General features: G+C 29.1%; 20 protein-coding genes, 3 tRNA genes and 2 pseudogenes. 12 read left to right on the top strand and 13 right to left on the bottom strand.

Annotated elements, in window-relative coordinates; all coding sequences use genetic code 11:
* The 9 genes and pseudogenes from JG780_RS02225 to JG780_RS02185 form a co-directional block, all read left to right on the top strand.
* A pseudogene (locus JG780_RS02225) lies at window positions 1-145 on the top strand (bifunctional pyr operon transcriptional regulator/uracil phosphoribosyltransferase PyrR); the annotation flags it as partial.
* Window positions 142-1,434, top strand: coding sequence for a phosphoglucosamine mutase (glmM, locus tag JG780_RS02220; RefSeq protein WP_287569082.1), 1,293 nt, complete (start codon window positions 142-144; stop codon window positions 1,432-1,434). The pseudogene JG780_RS02225 and the gene glmM, both read left to right, overlap by 4 nt.
* 5 nt (window positions 1,435-1,439) lie before the next feature.
* Window positions 1,440-1,745: a metal-sulfur cluster assembly factor gene (locus tag JG780_RS02215; protein WP_004102627.1), complete on the top strand. Its 306-nt coding sequence runs from the start codon at window positions 1,440-1,442 to the stop codon at window positions 1,743-1,745.
* Window positions 1,742-2,527 carry a peptide chain release factor N(5)-glutamine methyltransferase gene (gene prmC / locus JG780_RS02210; RefSeq protein WP_004102631.1) on the top strand — a complete coding sequence of 262 codons (786 nt, stop codon included), beginning with the start codon at window positions 1,742-1,744 and terminating at the stop codon, window positions 2,525-2,527. Before JG780_RS02215 ends, prmC begins: the two co-directional genes overlap by 4 nt.
* Window positions 2,528-2,532: 5 nt before the next feature.
* The gene (gene rplI, locus JG780_RS02205; RefSeq protein WP_012580380.1) at window positions 2,533-2,988 is read left to right on the top strand and encodes a 50S ribosomal protein L9; all 456 of its coding nucleotides are present in this window, start codon (window positions 2,533-2,535) and stop codon (window positions 2,986-2,988) included.
* A complete protein-coding gene (locus tag JG780_RS02200; RefSeq protein WP_287569081.1) occupies window positions 2,985-3,824 on the top strand; it encodes an MBL fold metallo-hydrolase in 840 nt (279 codons plus the stop codon). The genes rplI and JG780_RS02200 overlap by 4 nt, the downstream gene beginning before the upstream one ends.
* 12 nt (window positions 3,825-3,836) lie before the next feature.
* A complete protein-coding gene (locus tag JG780_RS02195; RefSeq protein WP_287569080.1) occupies window positions 3,837-5,021 on the top strand; it encodes a metallophosphoesterase in 1,185 nt (394 codons plus the stop codon).
* On the top strand, window positions 5,018-7,597 hold the full coding sequence (locus JG780_RS02190; protein WP_287569079.1) for a CBS domain-containing protein: 2,580 nt from the start codon (window positions 5,018-5,020) through the stop codon (window positions 7,595-7,597). Before JG780_RS02195 ends, JG780_RS02190 begins: the two co-directional genes overlap by 4 nt.
* On the top strand, window positions 7,594-8,763 hold the full coding sequence (locus tag JG780_RS02185; RefSeq protein WP_287569078.1) for a TolB family protein: 1,170 nt from the start codon (window positions 7,594-7,596) through the stop codon (window positions 8,761-8,763). The genes JG780_RS02190 and JG780_RS02185 overlap by 4 nt, the downstream gene beginning before the upstream one ends.
* Here JG780_RS02185 and JG780_RS02180 read toward each other — a convergent pair.
* From JG780_RS02180 to flhA, 12 genes and pseudogenes are all read right to left on the bottom strand, one after another.
* Window positions 8,752-9,669 (bottom strand): hypothetical protein, encoded by a 918-nt coding sequence (locus JG780_RS02180; protein ID WP_287569076.1) that lies wholly within the window; start codon window positions 9,667-9,669, stop codon window positions 8,752-8,754. The genes JG780_RS02185 and JG780_RS02180 overlap by 12 nt on opposite strands.
* Window positions 9,666-10,346 (bottom strand): hypothetical protein, encoded by a 681-nt coding sequence (locus JG780_RS02175; protein ID WP_287569075.1) that lies wholly within the window; start codon window positions 10,344-10,346, stop codon window positions 9,666-9,668. Before JG780_RS02175 ends, JG780_RS02180 begins: the two co-directional genes overlap by 4 nt.
* On the bottom strand, window positions 10,334-10,777 hold the full coding sequence (locus JG780_RS02170; protein WP_012580384.1) for a hypothetical protein: 444 nt from the start codon (window positions 10,775-10,777) through the stop codon (window positions 10,334-10,336). The genes JG780_RS02175 and JG780_RS02170 overlap by 13 nt, the downstream gene beginning before the upstream one ends.
* A complete protein-coding gene (locus JG780_RS02165) occupies window positions 10,774-11,082 on the bottom strand; it encodes a hypothetical protein (RefSeq protein ID WP_114702497.1) in 309 nt (102 codons plus the stop codon). Before JG780_RS02165 ends, JG780_RS02170 begins: the two co-directional genes overlap by 4 nt.
* A 1-nt stretch (window position 11,083) precedes the next feature.
* Window positions 11,084-11,764: a FliA/WhiG family RNA polymerase sigma factor gene (locus JG780_RS02160; protein ID WP_287569073.1), complete on the bottom strand. Its 681-nt coding sequence runs from the start codon at window positions 11,762-11,764 to the stop codon at window positions 11,084-11,086.
* Window positions 11,761-12,243: a chemoreceptor glutamine deamidase/glutamate methylesterase CheD gene (gene cheD, locus JG780_RS02155; RefSeq protein WP_004102648.1), complete on the bottom strand. Its 483-nt coding sequence runs from the start codon at window positions 12,241-12,243 to the stop codon at window positions 11,761-11,763. The genes JG780_RS02160 and cheD overlap by 4 nt, the downstream gene beginning before the upstream one ends.
* Window positions 12,243-12,860: a CheY-P phosphatase CheC gene (gene cheC, locus JG780_RS02150; protein WP_012580387.1), complete on the bottom strand. Its 618-nt coding sequence runs from the start codon at window positions 12,858-12,860 to the stop codon at window positions 12,243-12,245. Before cheC ends, cheD begins: the two co-directional genes overlap by 1 nt.
* An 11-nt stretch (window positions 12,861-12,871) precedes the next feature.
* Window positions 12,872-13,537: a flagellar brake protein gene (locus JG780_RS02145; protein ID WP_012580388.1), complete on the bottom strand. Its 666-nt coding sequence runs from the start codon at window positions 13,535-13,537 to the stop codon at window positions 12,872-12,874.
* A gap of 14 nt (window positions 13,538-13,551) precedes the next feature.
* Entirely contained in the window at window positions 13,552-14,085 is a 534-nt protein-coding gene (locus JG780_RS02140) for a PilZ domain-containing protein (RefSeq protein ID WP_004102654.1), read from the bottom strand.
* The gene (locus JG780_RS02135) at window positions 14,082-14,915 is read right to left on the bottom strand and encodes a P-loop NTPase (RefSeq protein WP_012580389.1); all 834 of its coding nucleotides are present in this window, start codon (window positions 14,913-14,915) and stop codon (window positions 14,082-14,084) included. The genes JG780_RS02140 and JG780_RS02135 overlap by 4 nt, the downstream gene beginning before the upstream one ends.
* Window positions 14,887-16,024, bottom strand: a pseudogene (gene flhF / locus JG780_RS02130) (flagellar biosynthesis GTPase FlhF). Before flhF ends, JG780_RS02135 begins: the two are co-directional and overlap by 29 nt.
* Window positions 16,021-18,072, bottom strand: a complete 2,052-nt coding sequence (gene flhA, locus JG780_RS02125) for a flagellar biosynthesis protein FlhA (RefSeq protein WP_287569072.1) — start codon at window positions 18,070-18,072, stop codon at window positions 16,021-16,023. The pseudogene flhF and the gene flhA overlap by 4 nt, the downstream one beginning before the upstream one ends.
* A 213-nt stretch (window positions 18,073-18,285) precedes the next feature.
* On the opposite strand from flhA, the gene JG780_RS02120 reads away from it, so the two are divergent.
* The 3 genes from JG780_RS02120 (at window position 18,286) to JG780_RS02110 (ending at window position 18,535) form a co-directional block, all read left to right on the top strand.
* Window positions 18,286-18,361 (top strand) — tRNA-Glu (locus tag JG780_RS02120).
* Window positions 18,362-18,369: 8 nt separating this feature from the next.
* Window positions 18,370-18,444 (top strand) — tRNA-Val (locus JG780_RS02115).
* A gap of 15 nt (window positions 18,445-18,459) precedes the next feature.
* Window positions 18,460-18,535 (top strand) — tRNA-Phe (locus JG780_RS02110).
* A gap of 124 nt (window positions 18,536-18,659) precedes the next feature.
* Here the strand turns inward: JG780_RS02110 and JG780_RS02105 are convergent.
* Window positions 18,660-19,349 carry a DNA alkylation repair protein gene (locus JG780_RS02105; protein ID WP_287569071.1) on the bottom strand — a complete coding sequence of 230 codons (690 nt, stop codon included), beginning with the start codon at window positions 19,347-19,349 and terminating at the stop codon, window positions 18,660-18,662.
* Window positions 19,350-20,076 lie beyond the last annotated feature (727 nt).

Raw genomic sequence — 20,076 nt, 5'->3', positions numbered from 1 at the left:
AGGTCATAGGGAGTTTCCTATACGCCCAGATTATGTTGGAAAAAATATTCCAAGTTCAAAGGAAAGAGAAACTATTAAAGTTAGGATAAGTGAAGTGGATGGAGAAGATTCGGTGTATATATTGGACAAGGAGGAAGAACAGTGAGATATTTTGGAACAGATGGAATTCGAGGAGTTGTTAATGAATTTCTAACTCCAGAGCTAGCTTTTAGACTTGGTAATGCTGTAGGAAACATGGTTAATGGAAAAGTTTTTATTGCAAAAGATACAAGGAATTCAGGTGATATGTTAGAAGCAGCTCTTATTGCTGGTATTACTTCTGCGGGCGCTGATGTATATAGGTGTGGAATAATGCCGACTCCAGCACTTGCTTTAATAACCAAACTTGAAGATGCAGCAGGAATAATGATTTCTGCATCTCATAATCCTCCTGAATATAATGGATTGAAGGTAATAATGAAGGGTTATAAGTTGCCTGATAGTTTAGAAGAACGTATAGAAAATGAAATGCAAAATGTAAAGTATAATTCTTTTGAAAAGGTTGGAAGAGTAATAGATTATAGGTTGGCTGAAGAAGAGTATTTTAATTATATAAAGGAACTTTATAAGAATTTAGATTTGTCAGGAATAAAAATTGTAATGGATGTTGCTAACGGAGCAACGTTTAATCTGAATCCCAAAATTTTGGAATATTTTGGAGCAAAAATTGAAGTTGTTAATAATGAACCTGATGGTTTTAATATAAATAAAGATTGTGGTTCAACTCATCCAGAAAACATAAAAAATTACATAGTTAATGGAAAGATTGGAATTTTGCATGATGGAGATGGGGATAGGTGTATTTTTTTGGATGAAAATGGTCAGGAATTTCATGGAGATAAAATTATAGGTTTGACAGCATTACAGTTAAAAAAAGAAGGGCGTTTGAAGAATGATAAGGTAGTGGTAACAATTTTGTCTAATATGGGACTTGAAAGATTTTTAAATGAAAATTCAATAGATGTAGTAAGAACTAAAGTTGGAGATAGATATGTTTTGGAAGAGATGTTAAAGGAAAATATAACTTTGGGCGGAGAAAGAAGTGGTCATATAATTTATCTAGATAGATCTACAACAGGTGATGGGCTTATTACAGCACTAGAAACGTTATCAGCTATGGTAAATTCTGGAAAAAGATTGGCTGATTTGTCGAATTTAATACCTGACTATCCGCAAGTGATGATAAATGTAAAGGTTAATGATAAGGAAGTTTATAAATCAAAAGAAGTATTTGAAAAATTAAAATCAATTAAAGATTATAGAGTTATAGTAAGACCATCTGGAACAGAACCAGTTGTAAGAGTTCTGGTTGAAGGTCCAGATATGGATGAATCAACAATTATTGCTAATGATATAGCAGATTTAATAAAAAAATTTGATAATAAAAAGGAGTGATATTTATGGGAAAAATAACAGAAGAAATGGTTTATAACAAGTTAAAAGAAGTAATTGATTTTGAAATTGGATTGGATGTAGTATCATTAGGATTAGTGTATGAAATAAAGATTGATGAAAATGATAACGTGTATGTGTTAATGACAATGACAACTCCAATGTGTCCGCTTGCAGGTCTAATTTTGCAAGATGCAGAAACCAAACTTAGAGAAATTGAAGGAATAAATGATGTAAAAGTTGAACTTACCTTTGATCCACCTTGGACTCCTGATAGAGTTGATCCAAGTGTAAGAGCTCAGTTAGGGATATGACGGTTTATGAAGCATTAAAAATTTACAAAGATAGAGGGCTTCCTGAATTGGAAGCCTATCTTGTTATAAAAAAAATTACTGGTAAAACTAAAGAATATTTGGTTGCTCACCCTGAATATCAGTTTTGTGAGCAAAGTTTTTTTGATCTTTTAAATAAAAGATTAGTGGGATTTCCATTATCATATTTATTAAATGAAAAAAGCTTTTATAAACATAATTTTTATGTAGAAGAAGGAGTTTTAATCCCAAGACCTGAAACAGAATTACTTGTTGAAAATGCATTGAAAGTAATCGATAAAGAGAAAATAAAAAAAGTCGCCGAAATAGGTGTTGGAAGTGGGGCAGTAATCATTTCTATATTACTTGAAACAAATTGTGTTGGATTTGGAACGGATATTTCAAAAAAAGCCTTGGAAATAGCAAAAAAGAATGCAAGAAAGTTCAGAGTAATTGATAGATTAGATTTAAGATTAGGTAAATTTTTGGAACCATTCAAAAATGAATATGATGAGATTGAGCTTATTGTATCAAATCCACCTTATGTTAAAAATAATTCAAACCTTCAAAAGGAAGTTATGTTTGAACCTAAGGAAGCTTTATTTGGAGGAGAAGATGGATTAGATTTTTATAGAGAATTTTTAAGCAGCTATGATCTAAATGGAAAAATTGTAGTTATGGAAATAGGACATGATCAAGGAGATTTTTTTAGAAAAAAGGACTGGAATGTAATTAAGGATTATTCAGGAAACGATAGAATAGTAATAAAAGATTTTCGGAGGTGATTTAAATGAAGGTTGTTTTATTAAAGGATGTTGCAAAAATTGGTAAAAAAGGGGAAGTAAAAAATGTTTCTGATGGATATGCTAGAAATTTTCTTATACCAAAAGGTTTAGCGTTAGAAGCTACTCCTGCTGTTATGAAGCAGCTTAAAGCACAAAAGATGAAAGAAGAAGAAGAAAAGAAAAAAATAAAGCAAGAAAGTGAAGAGTTGCTAAAACTTTTACAAAAGCATTTGTACAAAATTCCTGTAAAAACTGGTGGAAGCGGGAAATTATTTGGTGCACTTACAAATGCGGATATTGCTAAGGCAATTTCTGAAAAAACGGGAAAAGATATTGACAAAAAACATATTGTTTTGAATAAGCCAATAAAAGAGCTTGGTTTGTATGAAATAACAGTAAAGTTACCAGAGGGAATTACTGGCAAAATTAAAGTAGAGGTAGTTCAGGAGGGTAAAAATTGAATGTAATAGCATATTCAAAAGCTTTATATACAACTTGGATTTATTATTCACCTGAGCGAATATTATTTGATGCTGGTGAAGGAGTTGCAACTTTATTAAATAATAAAATATATGCTATTAAGCATATATTTTTAACTCATGGCCATGTAGATCATATTTCTGGATTGTGGGCTTTAATTAATACTAGAAATAATGCAATGGGAGATAGAGAAAAGGAATTAAACATTTATTATCCAATAGGAAATAAGGGAATTGAAGAATATTTGAGATTTATTAAAAAGATGAATTCTGATTTAAGATTTAATTTAAATGTATTTCCGCTAAAAGATGGCCAAATTGTTTATTTAAGAGAAGAAAATCAGCCAAAGTACATTAAAGCATTTTCTGTGGTTCATACTTACAGTGAAAAAAGCTTTGGGTATCATTTATATGAGGTAAGAAAGAGATTAAAAAAAGAATTTCAAAGTCTAAGTCAAAAAGAAATTGCTGAACTTTCAAGAAAGTATGGAAGTGGTTATGTTTCTGAAAAGTTTGAAAAGAAAATTTTAACAGTATCTGGTGATACTTATCTTTTAAAGAAAGAGGATGTTTTTGATACGGATATTTTATTTCATGAATGTACATTTTTTAAGAAGGAAGATAGAAAATATAAAAATCATGCGGTTCTTGAAGACATTATTGATTTAATTAAAGACACCAAAATTAAAACATTAATTTTGTATCACATCTCTGGAAGATACGGAAAAAGGCCTGAGCGTTTTCTCGAAAATTTTAAAGAAGAATTAAAAAACATTGATGTTCATATTGTAAAGCCTGATAAACTATTTAAATTATGAAGGTGAATTAGAATGAAAAGGTACCTATTTTTGAGTGATTTGCACATAGGAAATGGGAGCGCAAAGGATGATTTTGAACACGACGAGCATTTTGAAAAGTTAATGCTAGATTTTTCTGATTTTTCAAATGTAGATTTATTTATAGTTGGCGATGGATTTGAACTGGTTGAAAGTAGTTCAAAGTTAGATTTTGATTTGCTTAATTATGAAGAATCTATTCAAAGCGTTAGTTCTGATATTATAGAAGAAATTGAGATAAAACATCCAAAAGTTTTTTCGAGCTTAAGAAAATTTGCTAAAAACGGTAATAGAATTTTCTATATAATTGGAAATCACGATTATTATATTTATAAAAATAAGGGTTTATCAGAAAAGCTTTTGGAGAAAATTCCAAATTTAACTATAAAGCCATATCATTATGACGAAACTCTAAAAATGTTAGTTGTCCACGGTAATCAGTTTGATCCAGTAAATAAATTTGCTGTAGATAAAGCAACAGGAAAAATACTTCCACCACTTGGTGAATATATAGTAAGATATATGATAAAAAATTTTGATGAAAAGGTGCATGGAAAAGTACCAAGCGAGATTTTAAGAGATTATGATAATGTTCGCCCTACCCTTGATTTATTTGATTGGTTTGAGATAGTGTCTAAGAAGTATGACTTAGGAATTGATCTTTTGAGATTTTGGATGGAAGAGTTTTTAGGAATGATGAAAAGCCTTGAAGCAAAAAAATGGATGAAAACCAATTATCCTTTTTGGAGTAATTTTTCAAAGTTATTTTTGAATAATTTTGGAGGTATAAAGTTAGGTGAAATAATCGTAAGGGTAATAATGAATTTGAGAAAATTTAAAAGAACTGATTATTTGATAAAAAAGGCTAAAAAGGTATTAAAAGGCCGGATTAATTATGAAAAACATTTTGTAGGGTATGACTATAGAAATGATATAGAAGAAGTCAATGGGGTTATTATGGGACACATACATAAAAATACATTTAATATTTTTAACGTGTCAAATAATCCAAAGTATTATATCAATTGTGGCTCGTGGAAACCTGTTGTAGAGAAAATGCATGGCAAAAAATTTCAAAGAAGAAGTGAATTATTTTATGCTCTCTTGACGGTTAATGGTGATGTTGAAATTGTTACTTCAACTGTGAATGTTTTGAAAAAACGGGAAGTGATATTTTGAAAATAGTTACTCCACATAGAACTCCTGATTTTGATGGTTTTGCATCTGCATATGCATTTAAGAAAATAAATCCAGAATTTGAAATAGTAGTTAGCGGAAGATTTCAACAAAATCTTGAAGAATTTTTAAGATTATTTGAATTTAAATATTTTAGGGATGTAGAAATCAATGAAAATTTAAAAGAGCTTGTTCTTGTGGATACGGCAAGTTTAGATAGAGTTGGAAGTAAGATTTTAGAAAAAGTAACTGATGATACTAAGATAGTTGCATATGATCATCATCCAAAATTGAAGTTAATAGATGAAAAAATAGAAGTAAATAGCTTTGAAATTGGAGCAATAACGAGTTATTTTGTTTTAAAAATAAAAGAAAATGGTATAGATATTTCTCCAGAGGAAGCAACTCTATTCTTAATTGCAATATATGAGGATACTGGTAATTTTTTGTATGATACAACGAGTGCAGAAGATCTTGAAGCTGCAAAATTTTTGTTAGAAAATGGAGCAAGACTTGATTGGGTTCAAGAATTTATAAGTTTTGAGTTAAATAGTGAACAAAAAGAATTACTGCATTTGTTAAGTGAGAATGTTGAAACTTTTAATGTATATGATTACAAAATTGCAATTGCTAAAGCAGAGATTGAGAAATTTATTGGTGGATTGAATGTAATTACATATAAGCTCTGGGAATTTGAAGATTTAGAAACTTTAATAGTTGTAGTGAGAATGGGGAAAAAGGTCTTTTTGGTGGGAAGAACAAAAAACGATGATATTAGTATAAAGAAAATAATGCAATATTTTGGTGGTAACGGGCATGAAAAAGCTGGTTCTGCAACTCTTCAAAATGTTTCTTTGGATGAGGTAATTTATAAATTAAAAAATGTTCTTCCAAAATTTATAAATTTTTCTAAAAGGGCAAAAGATATAATGACATCACCTGTTAGGACAGTTTTTACACATGAAAGCATTGGTAAAGTATATGAAATGATGAATTTGACGGGGCATGGAGGTTTCCCAATAATTGAAGGTAATAAATTAGTTGGTATTGTTACAAGAAAAGCAGTTGATAAGGCAATGAGGCATGGTTTTTCAGATCGTCCGGTAAAGTCTATAATGACTACATCACTTGTTACCGTGTATGAAGATGATCCGGTTTTTAAGGTAAAAAAGCTAATGCTTGAAAACGATGTTGGTAGGATACCTGTTTTGAATAAAAATAATATTTTGGTTGGAATAATTACTCGATCAGATTTACTTAACCTTGATGAAAAAGAGTTGAAAAAAGGAAATGAATCAACACTGAAATTTGAAGATGTTAAACATTTGATGGTTGAAAGAATTCCTAGTCGGATACTAAATCTTTTAAGACTTATTGGAAGCTATGGTGAAGATAAAAAAATGCCTGTTTATGTAGTTGGAGGTTTTGTTAGGGATTTACTTTTAGGATTAGAAAATTATGATATAGATATTGTGGTTGAAGGAAACGGATTAGAATTTGCAAAGTATGCAAGCAAGCAGTTAGGAGCTAAGATGGTAGAACATGAAAAATTTTTGACAGCGTCGCTGTTTTTTAAAGATGGTTTTAGGATAGATATAGCAACAGCTAGGACAGAATATTATGAAAAACCAGCTGATTTACCGCAAGTAGATATTAGTACCATAAAAAAGGATTTATATCGTCGTGATTTTACTATTAATGCAATGGCAATAAAATTAAATACTAAAGAATTTGGATTACTTTATGATTTTTTCGATTCAAGAAAAGATTTAAAAGAAGGTTTAATAAGAGTATTGCACAAATTAAGCTTTGTTGAAGATCCAACAAGAATAATTAGAGCTGTGAGGTTTGAGCAGAGATTTGGGTTTAAAATAGAAGAAGAAACATTGAGGATTTTAAATGAAACACTCAATGGAGGTTTTCTTGAAAAAGTTAGTGGACAAAGGATAAGACAGGAGTTAGAAAAAATTCTAGAAGAAAGAGAGCCGTTAAATGCAATAAAAAGATTAGCGCAGCTAAAGATTTTAAAACACATATTTCCTAAAACCTATTTTACATCTGTTATGGAAAAAAAGTTAGAAAATTTGTTTAATAACCTTAGAATTATAAAAGAATTGTATAAAAAGATTAATGTTTTTTATTCATTACTGAGGATTTTGCTTGAATATTATGATATTGATACATTAAAAAAGGTTATCAAAAAATATGGTATTCCTAAAAAATTTATAGATGAGATAAAAGCGACAGAGACAAGATTGCCTCCTCTTTTAAACATGATAAAATATAAAATAAGGTTTTCAGATATTTATAAAGTAATAGGTAAACCTTCAGCTGAAACAACTGCGCATATAATGTCGTATATTGACGATGAGGATTCTAAAGAATATTTTGTAGAATATTTAAAAAGGGTTTTTTCAACAAAGCTTAGCATTTCTGGAAATTATTTAAAAGAAAAAATGAATGTGAAAAATTCTGTTGAAATTGGAAAAGTTATGAATGAATTGTACTGTAGAAAATTAGATAACCCGTCAATTAATGAAGAGGAAGAATTAAAAAAAATATTGGAGGATGAAACATGAAGAGAGTGTTAATTTTAGCCTTTTCCTTTGTTTCTTATATTTTGTTTTCTTACACTATTGGTGTAATAACTAGTTATAGTACAGAAACATATAGCTTACTTGTTGATGCAAGTAATCTTATAAATGAAGAATATAGTGAATATAAAGATTACGTCAAATTTATTAATTCTTCATCAGATTTAACATGTGATTATTATGTAAATCTCTATTTAACTTATGATTCAACAAATAATTTATATAAGGCAACATACAAGGATTTTGACTATATTGTAAGTAGTGTTTATTCTCCAAAAGGTTATAAAAAATATAGTACATTTTTAGAGGAAATAGTTTATTATCCTCTAGAAAAAATTTCAATATATAAACTTAAAAGAAGAGATTTTGACAATTATTTAAGATTAACATTTTATCCAGGTGTTGATGAATATGGAGATTTTAAAGATGGGAAATTTCTTTACATAACTGATAGATTAGGTGGAAATAGAAATTTAGCATATATTGATATTCAAAATGAGAAAATCACACTTTTGCCTGTTTGGGGTAGCAGTGAGTACTATCCAAAGTTTTCACCGGATATGAAAATGCTGTTATTTCAAGGTTCATTGCATGGAAATTGGAGTATATATACTATGCCTTTTGGGGTTAGTGATTATTCAAAAAAAATTAAAAAGATTTCTGACAGTAACTTACCATCGTATACCCCTGTGTGGTATGACAATGATAATGTTTTATATATACAAGATACTGAAAAAGGAAATGTAATGATAATGGCAAACATTTATAATGGTAAAAAACAGGTTTTAGATGTTTATGGAGATATGGTTTTCACACCTTTTGTTTATGATGGAGATGTATATTATACCTCTTTAAATGGTGCAAATTTTGGTATATATAAATATGTGGATGGGAAAAATTTAAAAGTGGAAGATAGTTTTTACAACGAGCACGATCCAGTGATCTATAAAAACAAATTGTTTTTTACGTCTAATAGGGATGGAATATATAGAATTTGGATGAAAGATTTGGATACATCTAGTGTTACATGTTTAACTAGTGATATTAATTATGATGTATTTTATCCTACAGTAAGTGATGGCCTTTTATTCTTTTCAGTTTATAAAGATGGAGAAGAACCGGATATTTTTGTTAAAAAATTAGATTTCTAAAATCAACTTTTTAATATTTTTATCCCAATCTCTGAATTTGTCTTTTGATATAATTTTTCCTTTTTTTGTCTTAGCTAGTGAAATAATCAATTCATCTGCTGGTGAATGAAAGTATACGTTTGGTAAATTAAATATACCATCATTTTTGAACATGTATTTAGCGTTTTTGTCAAAAACAATATAAAATGGGAAGTAAAACTCCTTGGCTTTTGAGAGAGTTTCTAGAAGGTTATAAATGTTTTTTGTGGACGGTGGTATAGACCAAAAAGCGATGTTATTGCCGTCTAAAATTACAGGACTTATTGGTTTTGAAAAAAGAGCTCTTTTCAGATATGGATGGATTGATATTTTTTCTCTAACTTTTTGTTTTGAAACAGGATCAAGTTCATATATAATTTCTCTGATCCAGTTAATTTTATCTATGTTTTGAAAAGTAATTGAATTTATTTCAGAAATGATATCATTTAAAAAAGTTTCTTTATTAAGACTTTCGATAACATATAATTCGAGAAAATCTGATACCTTATATTTTTTTAGTAGTTTATTTTTTTGTTCAAAATATTTTTTATCGTAATTTTCGGAAGTATCGGGAAATGGAAACTTTTTAGGGTTAGCCCAAAACAATATTTCACCAATTTCGTTTGGCTCTATGTTTATTTCTTTAAACATTTTTAGTCTAGATATTATGCTTCCGTTTCCGTGTAATAGGTTTGAGGTATAAATGATAAAATAATTTATATTTGTTTTTTTTAATTTTTCTTTTAGTTTTTTATTTTCTAAATTATTAATTAATATTTTGTAGTTGTTTGAGTTCATATGTTTAATACTTTTCAGGATATCAACAATTACTTTTCTTTTTCCTTTTAAAGTTGTAAGTCTTGAGAGATATTCTGGATCATAAATCAATCTTCAATGACCTCCAATTTATATTTTTCACCAATTTTAAAAACAGCAATGTCTTTTAAAATATCTTTTCCCTTACTTTTAGCATGTAATATTAATTTTCTGTCTGAGATTATTATATTATAGGCATATCCTATAGGAATATTTTTGTAATAACCTACAAACTTAATATCGCTATTTTTATAGTTGGCAATAATATTTTTCAGCAATCTTAAAATTTTTTCTTTCTTTACGGAAGGTGTAGGCGAAAATGTTATAGTATATATTGATGAAATATAGTTTTTATTAACTTTAATATTAAAAACATTAGTTTTATATATTTTTATATCTTTTATCACTGTTGGCATTTTAGTACAACTAGGGGTTTTAAATGCTAAGGTTTGATTTTTAACTTTAGAAAATTTTTTAAAGCCTAGTTCGTTGAGCTTTAAATTATTTCCAGAAAACGCGATATCTTTTATTTGAATGCTATTTTTTTCTATCACTTCATTTTTTACATTCACTTTATTTTCAAATTCTAACCTCAGAACCTTTGTTCTTAATGTTTTATCTAAAGTTTTTGTGCTCAAATTTATAGAATTTTCAGAAGTATTTGCTGAAAATTCGAGTTTGAGATTATTAACTTTTATAAATCCAAGTTCCATTTTTAGTGTTTCGATAATATTTTTTATGATTCGCATACGTAATTCAACGCCTTTTCAAGTCGTGAGAAAGGTTCCGTAATATCTATTTTTTCTGATATATCAATTAAAATACCTTTAATATTTTCCTTTAATGGTATTATTTTAAAATATCTATTATTTATTTCCAATGATTCATCAGTAGGAGTTTTAAGCTCAGCTAAAAAGACTACATTCTCGAGTGATAATAGTTCTTGACTGTCAACAAATATAATTTCTGGTTTATTTTCAATTTTTTCAATTAGTGTTTTACCAATTATTTCAGTACTAAGGTATTCTTCTAGCGAAGAACCATATATGATTTTTTGTATTGCTGTTGGAATAATTGGTTCTGTGTATTTAAATTCCACTGGAATTCCCTTATCATTGATTATTAATATTCCACCAATGTATTTATCTATTATTTTTTTTACAGAAAGATATCCGATCAAATTCTCACATCCAGTATATGATTATTTTCAGTTTTGACAATGTCTTCTTTATTTTTATTTTTCTTTCCTTCTTTATTATAAAATTGATTGTTTTTGCTTTCATTTTTTTCAGTAGAATTTTTTATTAAATTGCTTGATGTTTTTTCAACAACTTTTGGTGAACTTTGTTCTCTTTTTATTTTTTCTTTTAATTGATTTGCATTAATTTCTGATAAAACATTTGCATAATTTTGTAAATTGCTAAAATGAGCAGATTTTTCTACGCTTGCTCTTGTATAAATTGGGTGTAATTCAATAGGGTCCATATTATTCCCCCCCTAAATATTTCTTTAACTTTGCTAATGTCTTGGAAAGTAATTGAGACACTCTTGATTCTGTGACATTTAAAACTTTTCCGATTTCCTTTAGTGAAAGTTCATGCTCAAATCTAAGGCTTAGTAGTAACTGCTCCTTATCGTCTAATTTTTTTATCGCCTCAATAAGTTGTTCTTTTAATAATTCGCTAATTGCATATGAATAAGGATTTTCATCTGAAGCAATTTTATCAATTAACTCGGAATCATCAGAAATGTAGCTATCTAACATTAGAAGTTGTTTTCTAGTTAATTCATTGTAAGCACGTTTAACATTTTCAATAGGCAGATTAGTAATTTTTGCTATTTTTTCAAAATCTATATCATTGGTATCAGATTCCATATTTACAATTGCGTCTTCAACTAATTTTATATCATGTCTTAAATTTTTTGGCATCCAATCGATTTTTCTAAGATAGTCGTACATTGCACCTTTTACGCGTGTAAGCAAGTATGACCTTAATTTTGCTCCCTTTTTAGGGTCAAATTTTTCTATAGCTTGTAAAAAAGCAACTAAACCTTCCTGTATTAAATCATCAACTTCCACGTTGTGAGGAAGATTTCTTTTCAAATCGTATGCAATTTTTTTTATATATGGTAGATATTCACTTACTAATGCTTCTTTATTTATCAAATTTCAATTACCTCCACGTTTTCACCAGTTTTAACTTTCCTTACCATTAGTTTTCCAGTTTCAATATCATATTCAATACTTCTTGCACGATTTCCTCCAGTGTCTTCTGAAACAATTCTAATTCCAAATTTTGAAAGCCATTTTTTGACAGATTCCACATTTCGTTTACCCACATCCATTGCTGATTTTTCGAACATAGAAGCCCCACCAGCAATTTTAGCCTCAAATGTAGTTGCACCTAATTTTTTGAGTTCTTCAACAACTATTTTAATCCCAGTATCTGCATATTTTCCAGGTTTATTAATTTCTTTTCCATCACTATCAGGAAGCATAACATGTACCATTGCACCTATCAATTTATTTTTGTCTCTTATACATACACCCACACATGATCCAAGGCCTAACGTTACAAGAATCGTATTTTTATCACCAATGGCATAATCGCCTATACCAATTATTTTCTTTGACTTGATTGGCATTAATTCCACATCCCCAATTTTTTAAGTATTTTTTCTAGTGATTCCTCATTTGGAAGTAAAAGCAGATATCCTGTTAATTCTTTGTCTATGTCTTCAATTTTTATTGAGGTTTCAATCAACAGAATGTAGTCTTCTGTTGTTGATACAGATAATGATACTTCGGCCAAAACCGCACTTATCATATCAACGGCAAGTTCTGGTGGATCTGGGTTTATAAAGAAACCTGTAAATCCTGAAAGTGCAGTTACATATGAACCACACATTATATTTCCAATTTCTTTAAGCATTGAAGCAGAAAACTCATCAAGGCTAGTAATATCTTCTAAAGTACTTCCAGTTAATATTTTATTTATTTCTTTGACTGTATTAGAGTTCAAGATTAAAAGTATTTCTCCTTCAACATCTTCTCTCATTTTCATTTTTATTGCACAAACTATTTCTTCTGGATTTTCAAAGATAAAAGGAATTTGGGAAATGGGTACAACTTTTGTTGAAGGGACAGATATATCTACTTTTTTCCCAATCATAGTGGAAAGTGCGGTAGCAGCATTTCCAGATCCAATATTTCCTATTTCTTTTAAAAAATCAAGCTGAGAATCATTTAATTTTTCAAGCATTATAATCCCTCCTATTTTTTTGCCTTAATTTCTTTTTGAAAAACAAACCTTACCATTTTATTTTCAAGTTGCCGTGGAACTTCTAAAAACTGGGCTCCATATTGATATCCTTCTTCTGTTTTTTGATCTACTCTTACAATTTTTGCTTTTTGATTATCTATTTGTAATTCGTCATCGAGATTCAGAGTTACATATATTATATCTCCTTCTTTTAATATTGTATTTGTAACAAATTTAATTCCACCAGCGCTAAAATCTTTTGTTAAAAATTGTATAGCTTCTGAATTTTCATCCAATGATTTTTTTAAAATTCCATATACATATAATGGAATTCTTTTGAATTTTCTTCTTTCTGTTTTTTTAACTTCATCAGGTGCAAGCACAGGAAGCATGTAAAGATTATCTCTTTTTATAACACCCAGGGAAACGGTTGTGAATGAAAACATGGAACTTTTATCAAATATTTTGACATTCATTCTTACGCCTTTTGGTATAGGGATCATCCTGCCTTTGTATGTAGGTATAGACAAGTAAATTATTTTTTTTGAAAGCTCCATATCAGCAATGGATGTTTTATAAGTACCTTCTAATTCTTTTACCATTGTAATTTCAACAACTCCAGGAAGGCCAATTTTTAATGCCTTTTCAGCAGGAATGTTTGTTACATATGATGCCATTGGCTGCACCCTTTCTAAATATTTAGTATGTTATTCCATAAATTTAAAGATTCATTGGAAACTTTACATCCAATTCTATATATTTCTTCTTCATAGATTCTCCACATAGGAATAATATTAATTTTTTTATCATCTATTGCTATTTCATAACTTGATTTTAATTCCATTTCTTTCTCTGAAAAAATTTGCATTCCAGATTTCGAGACATCGATTATAAGTATTTTATTATTAGAGAAAGTAGCTCTTTTAAAGTATGGATATCTTTTTTCTTTGCGTCTTTGAATTATTCCAACTTTTTCATGAGTTTTTAAAAAATGTCTCTTTTCTTTAATATCAAATACCTCACCAACGAAAAGTAGTAGAGCTTCTTTTACTGGAATATTTAATTGCAATGTTTTTCCAATGTTAAACTGTTCGTTGCTTTCTATTTCAACAACTCCAGTTTTTTGTATATTAATTAGTCTTACTTGATAATCATTTTTATTATGATCCTTTGCTAATAAATAAATACCACTTAAGTTTTTATTTATAAATTCAATAATAGTCATTCCTGATCACTCCTAAAAAATGAGAGGATTTTGTCTAATATGTTTTCTTTGTATAAAATATCTTTTTTTGTTAAAATAGATGCAATTCTGTATAGAGCGAAAGTTGGTTGTATTTTAGGGTGATCAATGACAAAAGGTTTTCTATTAAAAACACTTTTTTCTACAAGATTATGTCTTTTGATAATTGTTAGTGAGCCCATTTTTTCTCCTGTAAACTTTTCTAAAACCGATGAAAAACGTTTAAGATTTTCAAGAGATTCGTTATAATTTTCAACATTATTTCCAACCAAGTGTATGTTAGAAGATGAAACTCCTTTGTGGATTAAAATTTTAACAAAAGTATATGAGTTTACAAGAGAAGTTGGATGTGTGGTAGTAATTGTAATAGTATGTGAAGCACTATTAAAGAATGGAGCATAATTGTTATTATAGCCAGGTGGAAGATCTATGAGTGTAAAATCATAATCTTTTGCAATTTGTGCAAATTTTATGTAAAAGTTTTTAATATTTTCTGGATTAAAGTTGAAAATTGACTCAATATCGCTTCCTACACTTACAAGGTCTACACCATATTCAGTTGAACAGATTACATCTTCCCTTTCGCATTTATTTAGTAATAGATCATTTATAGAATATTGTGGGTGAACATTTAAAAGAACATCAGAATTTGTAAAACCAACGTCTAAATCAAATATTAGTACCTTATATCCCAGCTGTTTTAAAACAATAGCTAGGTTTACTGTAATTAATGTTTTTCCAACTCCGCCTTTTCCACTACCAATTAAAACAACATTTTCAAGATTAATCAAATTGCTTGCTTGATTTAACATAATTTAGCACCTCTCTGGACAAGATTATAGAGAGTTCTTTGTTGTTTGCTTCCATAATATCATCAGGAACCCTTTGGCCGTTTGTAACAAAGATTATAGGACTATTTATATAATGACCTATATTTAAGAAATGTCCTAAAGAAGATGTTTCGTCCATTTTTGTTAAGATTACATGTGTTGGAGAAACTGATGAAAATTTTTTGGTAATTAACTCTACGTCATTACTTCTATACTGCATTCCTACAACTAAAAAAATAAAGTCCGGGTTTATAATTTCTGACATTGCTTTAATTTCATTCATTTGTAGATCATTTTTTTGGCTTCTTCCGGCAGTATCTATAAAAACAAGGTCAAAATCAGACATTGCTTCAAGTTCAATTTTTGCTTCTTTTGGAGTATATGCTACTCTCATTGGAATATCCATCAATGTTGCATAAGTTTTTAATTGTTCAGTTGCGGCGATTCTGTATGTATCTAGAGTAAGTATTCCAACCTTTTTGTGGTTATTAATTGACATTTTTGCTGCAAGCTTTGCAAGTGTTGTAGTTTTTCCAACACCCGTTGGCCCAACAAACATGATCTTTCCAGTTAAATCTGGAACTTCAGTTTTTATAAATGGCAAAAAAACTTCAGATAGTACGAACCTACTATTTTCGTCATTGAAGTCTATACTCCCATATTTTATTTTTATGTATTCGATAATTTTTTCAATAATTTCGAAATTAACATCATGAAATGATAAAGATTTTCTTAAATCTTTGCTCCATTCAGGCTCATTATCAGCCTTTTGACTAGAAACCATTGTTTTTAGCTCGTACATCATTTTTTTTTATTTCGGATAATTCAGAACTAGAAGTTGTAGTTTTAGAATTTTTTGATAATATTTCTTGTAACTGATATATTTGTTTGTTTTCATTTTGTTTTTGTTTTTCTACTTCTTTTTCTTCAACAGCAGCAGTAACTTCTAAGAAAATCTTAGCCCCTATACCTAAAAAACCACCTTTTTTAATTTTTCTTGTTCCTAAAATTACTGCATCTTTCCCAAGATCAATTTTAATTTTCTCGAGTGCTTCTTTTATATCTTTTACAACATATTTTTTAACTATCATAATCTAACCACTCCTTCGATTTGCACGGAAACATTTTCTGGGATTTCATCATATGATATTACATAAACTCCAGGAATAAATTTTAAAAGTAAATCTGATATAAGTGGTCTTAATGAGGATGAACAAATTAAAACAGGATTATATCCTTTTTTCATAATATTTTCTAGAGAGTTAGAAATTGACTCAATTAATTCTCTCATAATTTCTGGGTTTAGGTCAAGATATCTTTCAGTATCATTTTCTCTTACAAGATTTACCAAATTTTTTTCAAGTTCGTTATCAATAGCCACTGCATGTAAAATTCCATCTGGTGATATTAAAGGAGTAATAATTTGTCTTTTCATGGCCTTTCTTACTTTTTCTGTCAAATAAATTACATCTTTTGTTTGTTCACCATATTCTAATAGAGTTTCAAATATTAAAGAAAGATTTCTAATAGGAATACCTTCTTTTAGTAATCTCTGAAGAACTTTTTTTACATCAGATGGTTTTAATACATTAAACAGATCATCTACAAGTTTTTCAAATTTACTTCTTAAGCCTTCAACAAGTAGTTCAAATTCTCTGGTACCTAGTAGTTCATGAGCATTTCTTTTTAATACTTCTGTTAAATGTGTTGCAAAAACTGTTGGAGGATCAACAACGGTATATCCTAATCTACTAGCTTCTTCTTTTTTACTTTCATCAATCCAAAATGCTTGGAGCCCAAAAGCTGGCTCTTTTGTTTCGATTCCTGGTATTTTTTCAGTAACAGTTCCTGGATTGATTGCAAGTAATCTATTGGGCATGAGTTCATATTTTGCAACTTGTGCGCCTCTAATAAATATAGCATATTCATTTGATTTTAGTAAGACACTGTCACGTACCCTTATTGGTGATATTACTAATCCTAATTCATATGCAATTTGTTTTCTTACCATTGTTACCCTTTCTAATAAGTCTCCACCTTGAGATGTATCAGCAAGAGGTATAAGACCATATCCAATTTCAACTTCAACAGTATCAGTTTGCAAAATTTCTGATACTTCCTGTGGAGTAGTTAAAATAGGGCCGCTTGGTGTTTGAGATGTTGGAATTTCAGCACTACCACCAATGCTTTCAAGTTGTGGTTCTGTGGTGCTTTTAATTAAGAAACCTGTTATCATAAATAATGTTCCTAAAATTGCGGCAGAAAAAGGAATAGGAGTAAAGATTCCAAGGAATATGAGAATAAATCCTGTTAGGATTATTACCTTTTTTTCGCCGCTTAATTCTCTTACTAATTCGTTTCCAAGATTATCTTCTGAAGCTGCCCTCGATACTAATATACCAGTTGCGGTAGAAACCATTAATGCCGGGATTTGAGTTACAAGGCCATCACCTACAGTAAATAAAGTAAATGTTTGAGCAGCTTCAGATACAGTCATTTTGTGGGTCAATATTCCTATAATTAATCCACCAATTATATTTACAAGAACTATTATTATACTAGCTATTGCATCACCTCTAACAAATTTTGAAGCACCGTCCATTGCTCCATAGAAATCGGCTTCTCTCCTTATTTCTTCACGCCTTTTTCTTGCTTCATCTTCTGTAATTAAACCTGCATTTAAATCTGCATCAACACTCATTTGTTTTCCAGGCATTGCATCAAGCGTAAACCTTGCTGCAACTTCTGCAATTCTTTCTGAACCTCTGGTAATTACTATAAATTGAATTATAACAAGTATTAAAAATACTACAAGACCAACAACATAATTACCACCAACGACAAAGTCACCAAAAGCTCTGATAACTTTACCAGAAAATTTTGGGCCTTGAAGTAATATTAATCTTGTAGAAGCTACATTTAATCCAAGTCTGAATAATGTTATAACTAACAATATTGTAGGGAATGAAGAAAGTTCGAGTGCTTTTCTAATATACATTGTTGAAAAAAGGATTATTAGTGAAAGTGAAAGATTTAAAAGTTGAAAAAAGTCTAATAAAAAACCTGGGATAGGTAGAATCATTAATAAAACAATAGCAGCAATCATTATTGCTACAATTATATCAGTACCTTTTGCCATTTAATCACCTCTGAAAAAATATGTCATATTTATTTTACCATAAATTCTATAAATATGATAAAGAGATATTTTTTATATTAACAACATATTTTTTTACTTGTCAGAGAAAAGTTACAAAAATTCTGCTTGACAATAGGAGTGTTTTTTGATATGATAATTATCGGTTGCTCACGAAATTGAAAAGAAAATAAGCAGGAAGTTTTGGATTAATAAGCCCCCATCGTCTAGCGGTCTAGGACACTGGCCTTTCAAGCCAGAGGCACGGGTTCGAATCCCGTTGGGGGCGCCAGAATATAAGGGTGCGTAGCTCAGAGGGAGAGCGCCTGCCTTACAAGCAGGAGGTCGTAGGTTCAAGTCCTGCCGCACCCACCATAAGTTCTTAAAGGTGGCGAGGTAGCTCAGTTGGTAGAGCAGTGGACTGAAAATCCACGTGTCGACGGTTCGATTCCGTCCCTCGCCACCAGATTTTTTTAGTAAATCCAACGGTTTCCGGTTCGATTAAAAATTAAGTATTCAAGCAAAAAAATGCCCCGATAAAGGGGCTTTTATTTTGTTTGTCTATAAGGATATTTTTTGAAATACAAAATTCACCATATTCCTTTAAGAATTTTTTGTCTTTCTTCTTCAGGAAATTTTTCAATTGCGTATCTTAGCATTGTTCTTGGCATTTTTTTATAGTATTTTTTTAAAAATTCTTCTTCAACTTTTTTATCTCTCTTTCCGATTTCTCGTAACATCCATCCAACAGCTTTGTGGATTAAGTCATGTTTATGATTTAATAGCAATTCGCTTATTTTTAAAGCATCTTTAAAATCCTTTTTTTTGATAAAATAAAATGTTGTTATAATTGCAACTCTTTGTTTCCATAAATTATCTGATTTTGCAAGCTCATATAGTATACTTTTATCTTTATTTTCTAAGTAAGGTCCTAATAAATATGGAGCAGAAGAATCAACTAAGTCCCAATTATTTACTCTATCTAAATTTCTTAAATATATATTTATCACTTCTTCTTTTTTATTTTTATAATTAAGGATTAAAATAAATAATGCAGTTAATCTGTGTTCATGATATTTTGATTGCAAAAGCTTTTCTACATCTTCTAAAGGTAAATTTTTATATTTTTTTGCTATTTTTCTTTGTATAGGTACGGTTAAACCTAAAAATTCATCACCTTCACCATACCCACCAGGAAAAGCTTTTAAGAATTTATAACTAGCTTTGGCCTTCTTTTCGTTAGAATTATTTTCTAATTCTTTAATGATTTCTTCTAACATAATTTTCACATCCTAAATTTTTTTCCATTTTCGTTTATTATATCTTAACATATTAAGAATAAAAATGGGTTTTAAAACTAAATTTCAATAATTTAGTTTATCTTTTTTGTTTGAAAGAATTAAGATAAAATAAATCCCGGGCAATGTAAAAATTATTTTCAATCAATCTAGTCATTTTAGGATGAGCAGAGAGTGTGTCTATTAATATTGTTAACTGCTGTCCTAGTTACATATATGTAATTTGTGTCTTTAGTGTCATTTCTTTCATTCCGATCATATTTATCCTCTGCTTCAGTCTTTCTATATACCACTCTATTTTACACCTTATGCTATATTAACCTATTTATTTTTCTATCCATAAATTCTTTGCTTCATATAATAGATAAAGACTTTCTTTTTTTTTCTACAATTTTACTGCTTCAATAACTAATACTGTACTAAAAAGTCTTTCAGGATACTTTCTTATATACATCCTTTTATATTTATCAAAGACAAGATTAGATATTTTATTGAATAATTTTAGGGGTCAAATAATATTGAAGAAAATAATGTTGAGTTACATCTTCTTGTTGGTTTGTATTTGGTCCAAAAATAATTTTAGCAGGTGTAGTACTTTTTTTATATTCTAATTAAACTTATTTTTTACTTTGCCCAGAGTCTATTAAGTAAAAAAATAAATATTTTTTTAATTGCTAAAAAATGGGGGAAAAAGATTTAAAGGAACATA

It is taken from the genome of Thermosipho sp. (in: thermotogales) (assembly GCF_020054775.1).
GTDB classification, from domain to species: domain Bacteria; phylum Thermotogota; class Thermotogae; order Thermotogales; family Fervidobacteriaceae; genus Thermosipho; species Thermosipho africanus.
This window is presented reverse-complemented; position numbering and strand designations above follow the sequence as displayed.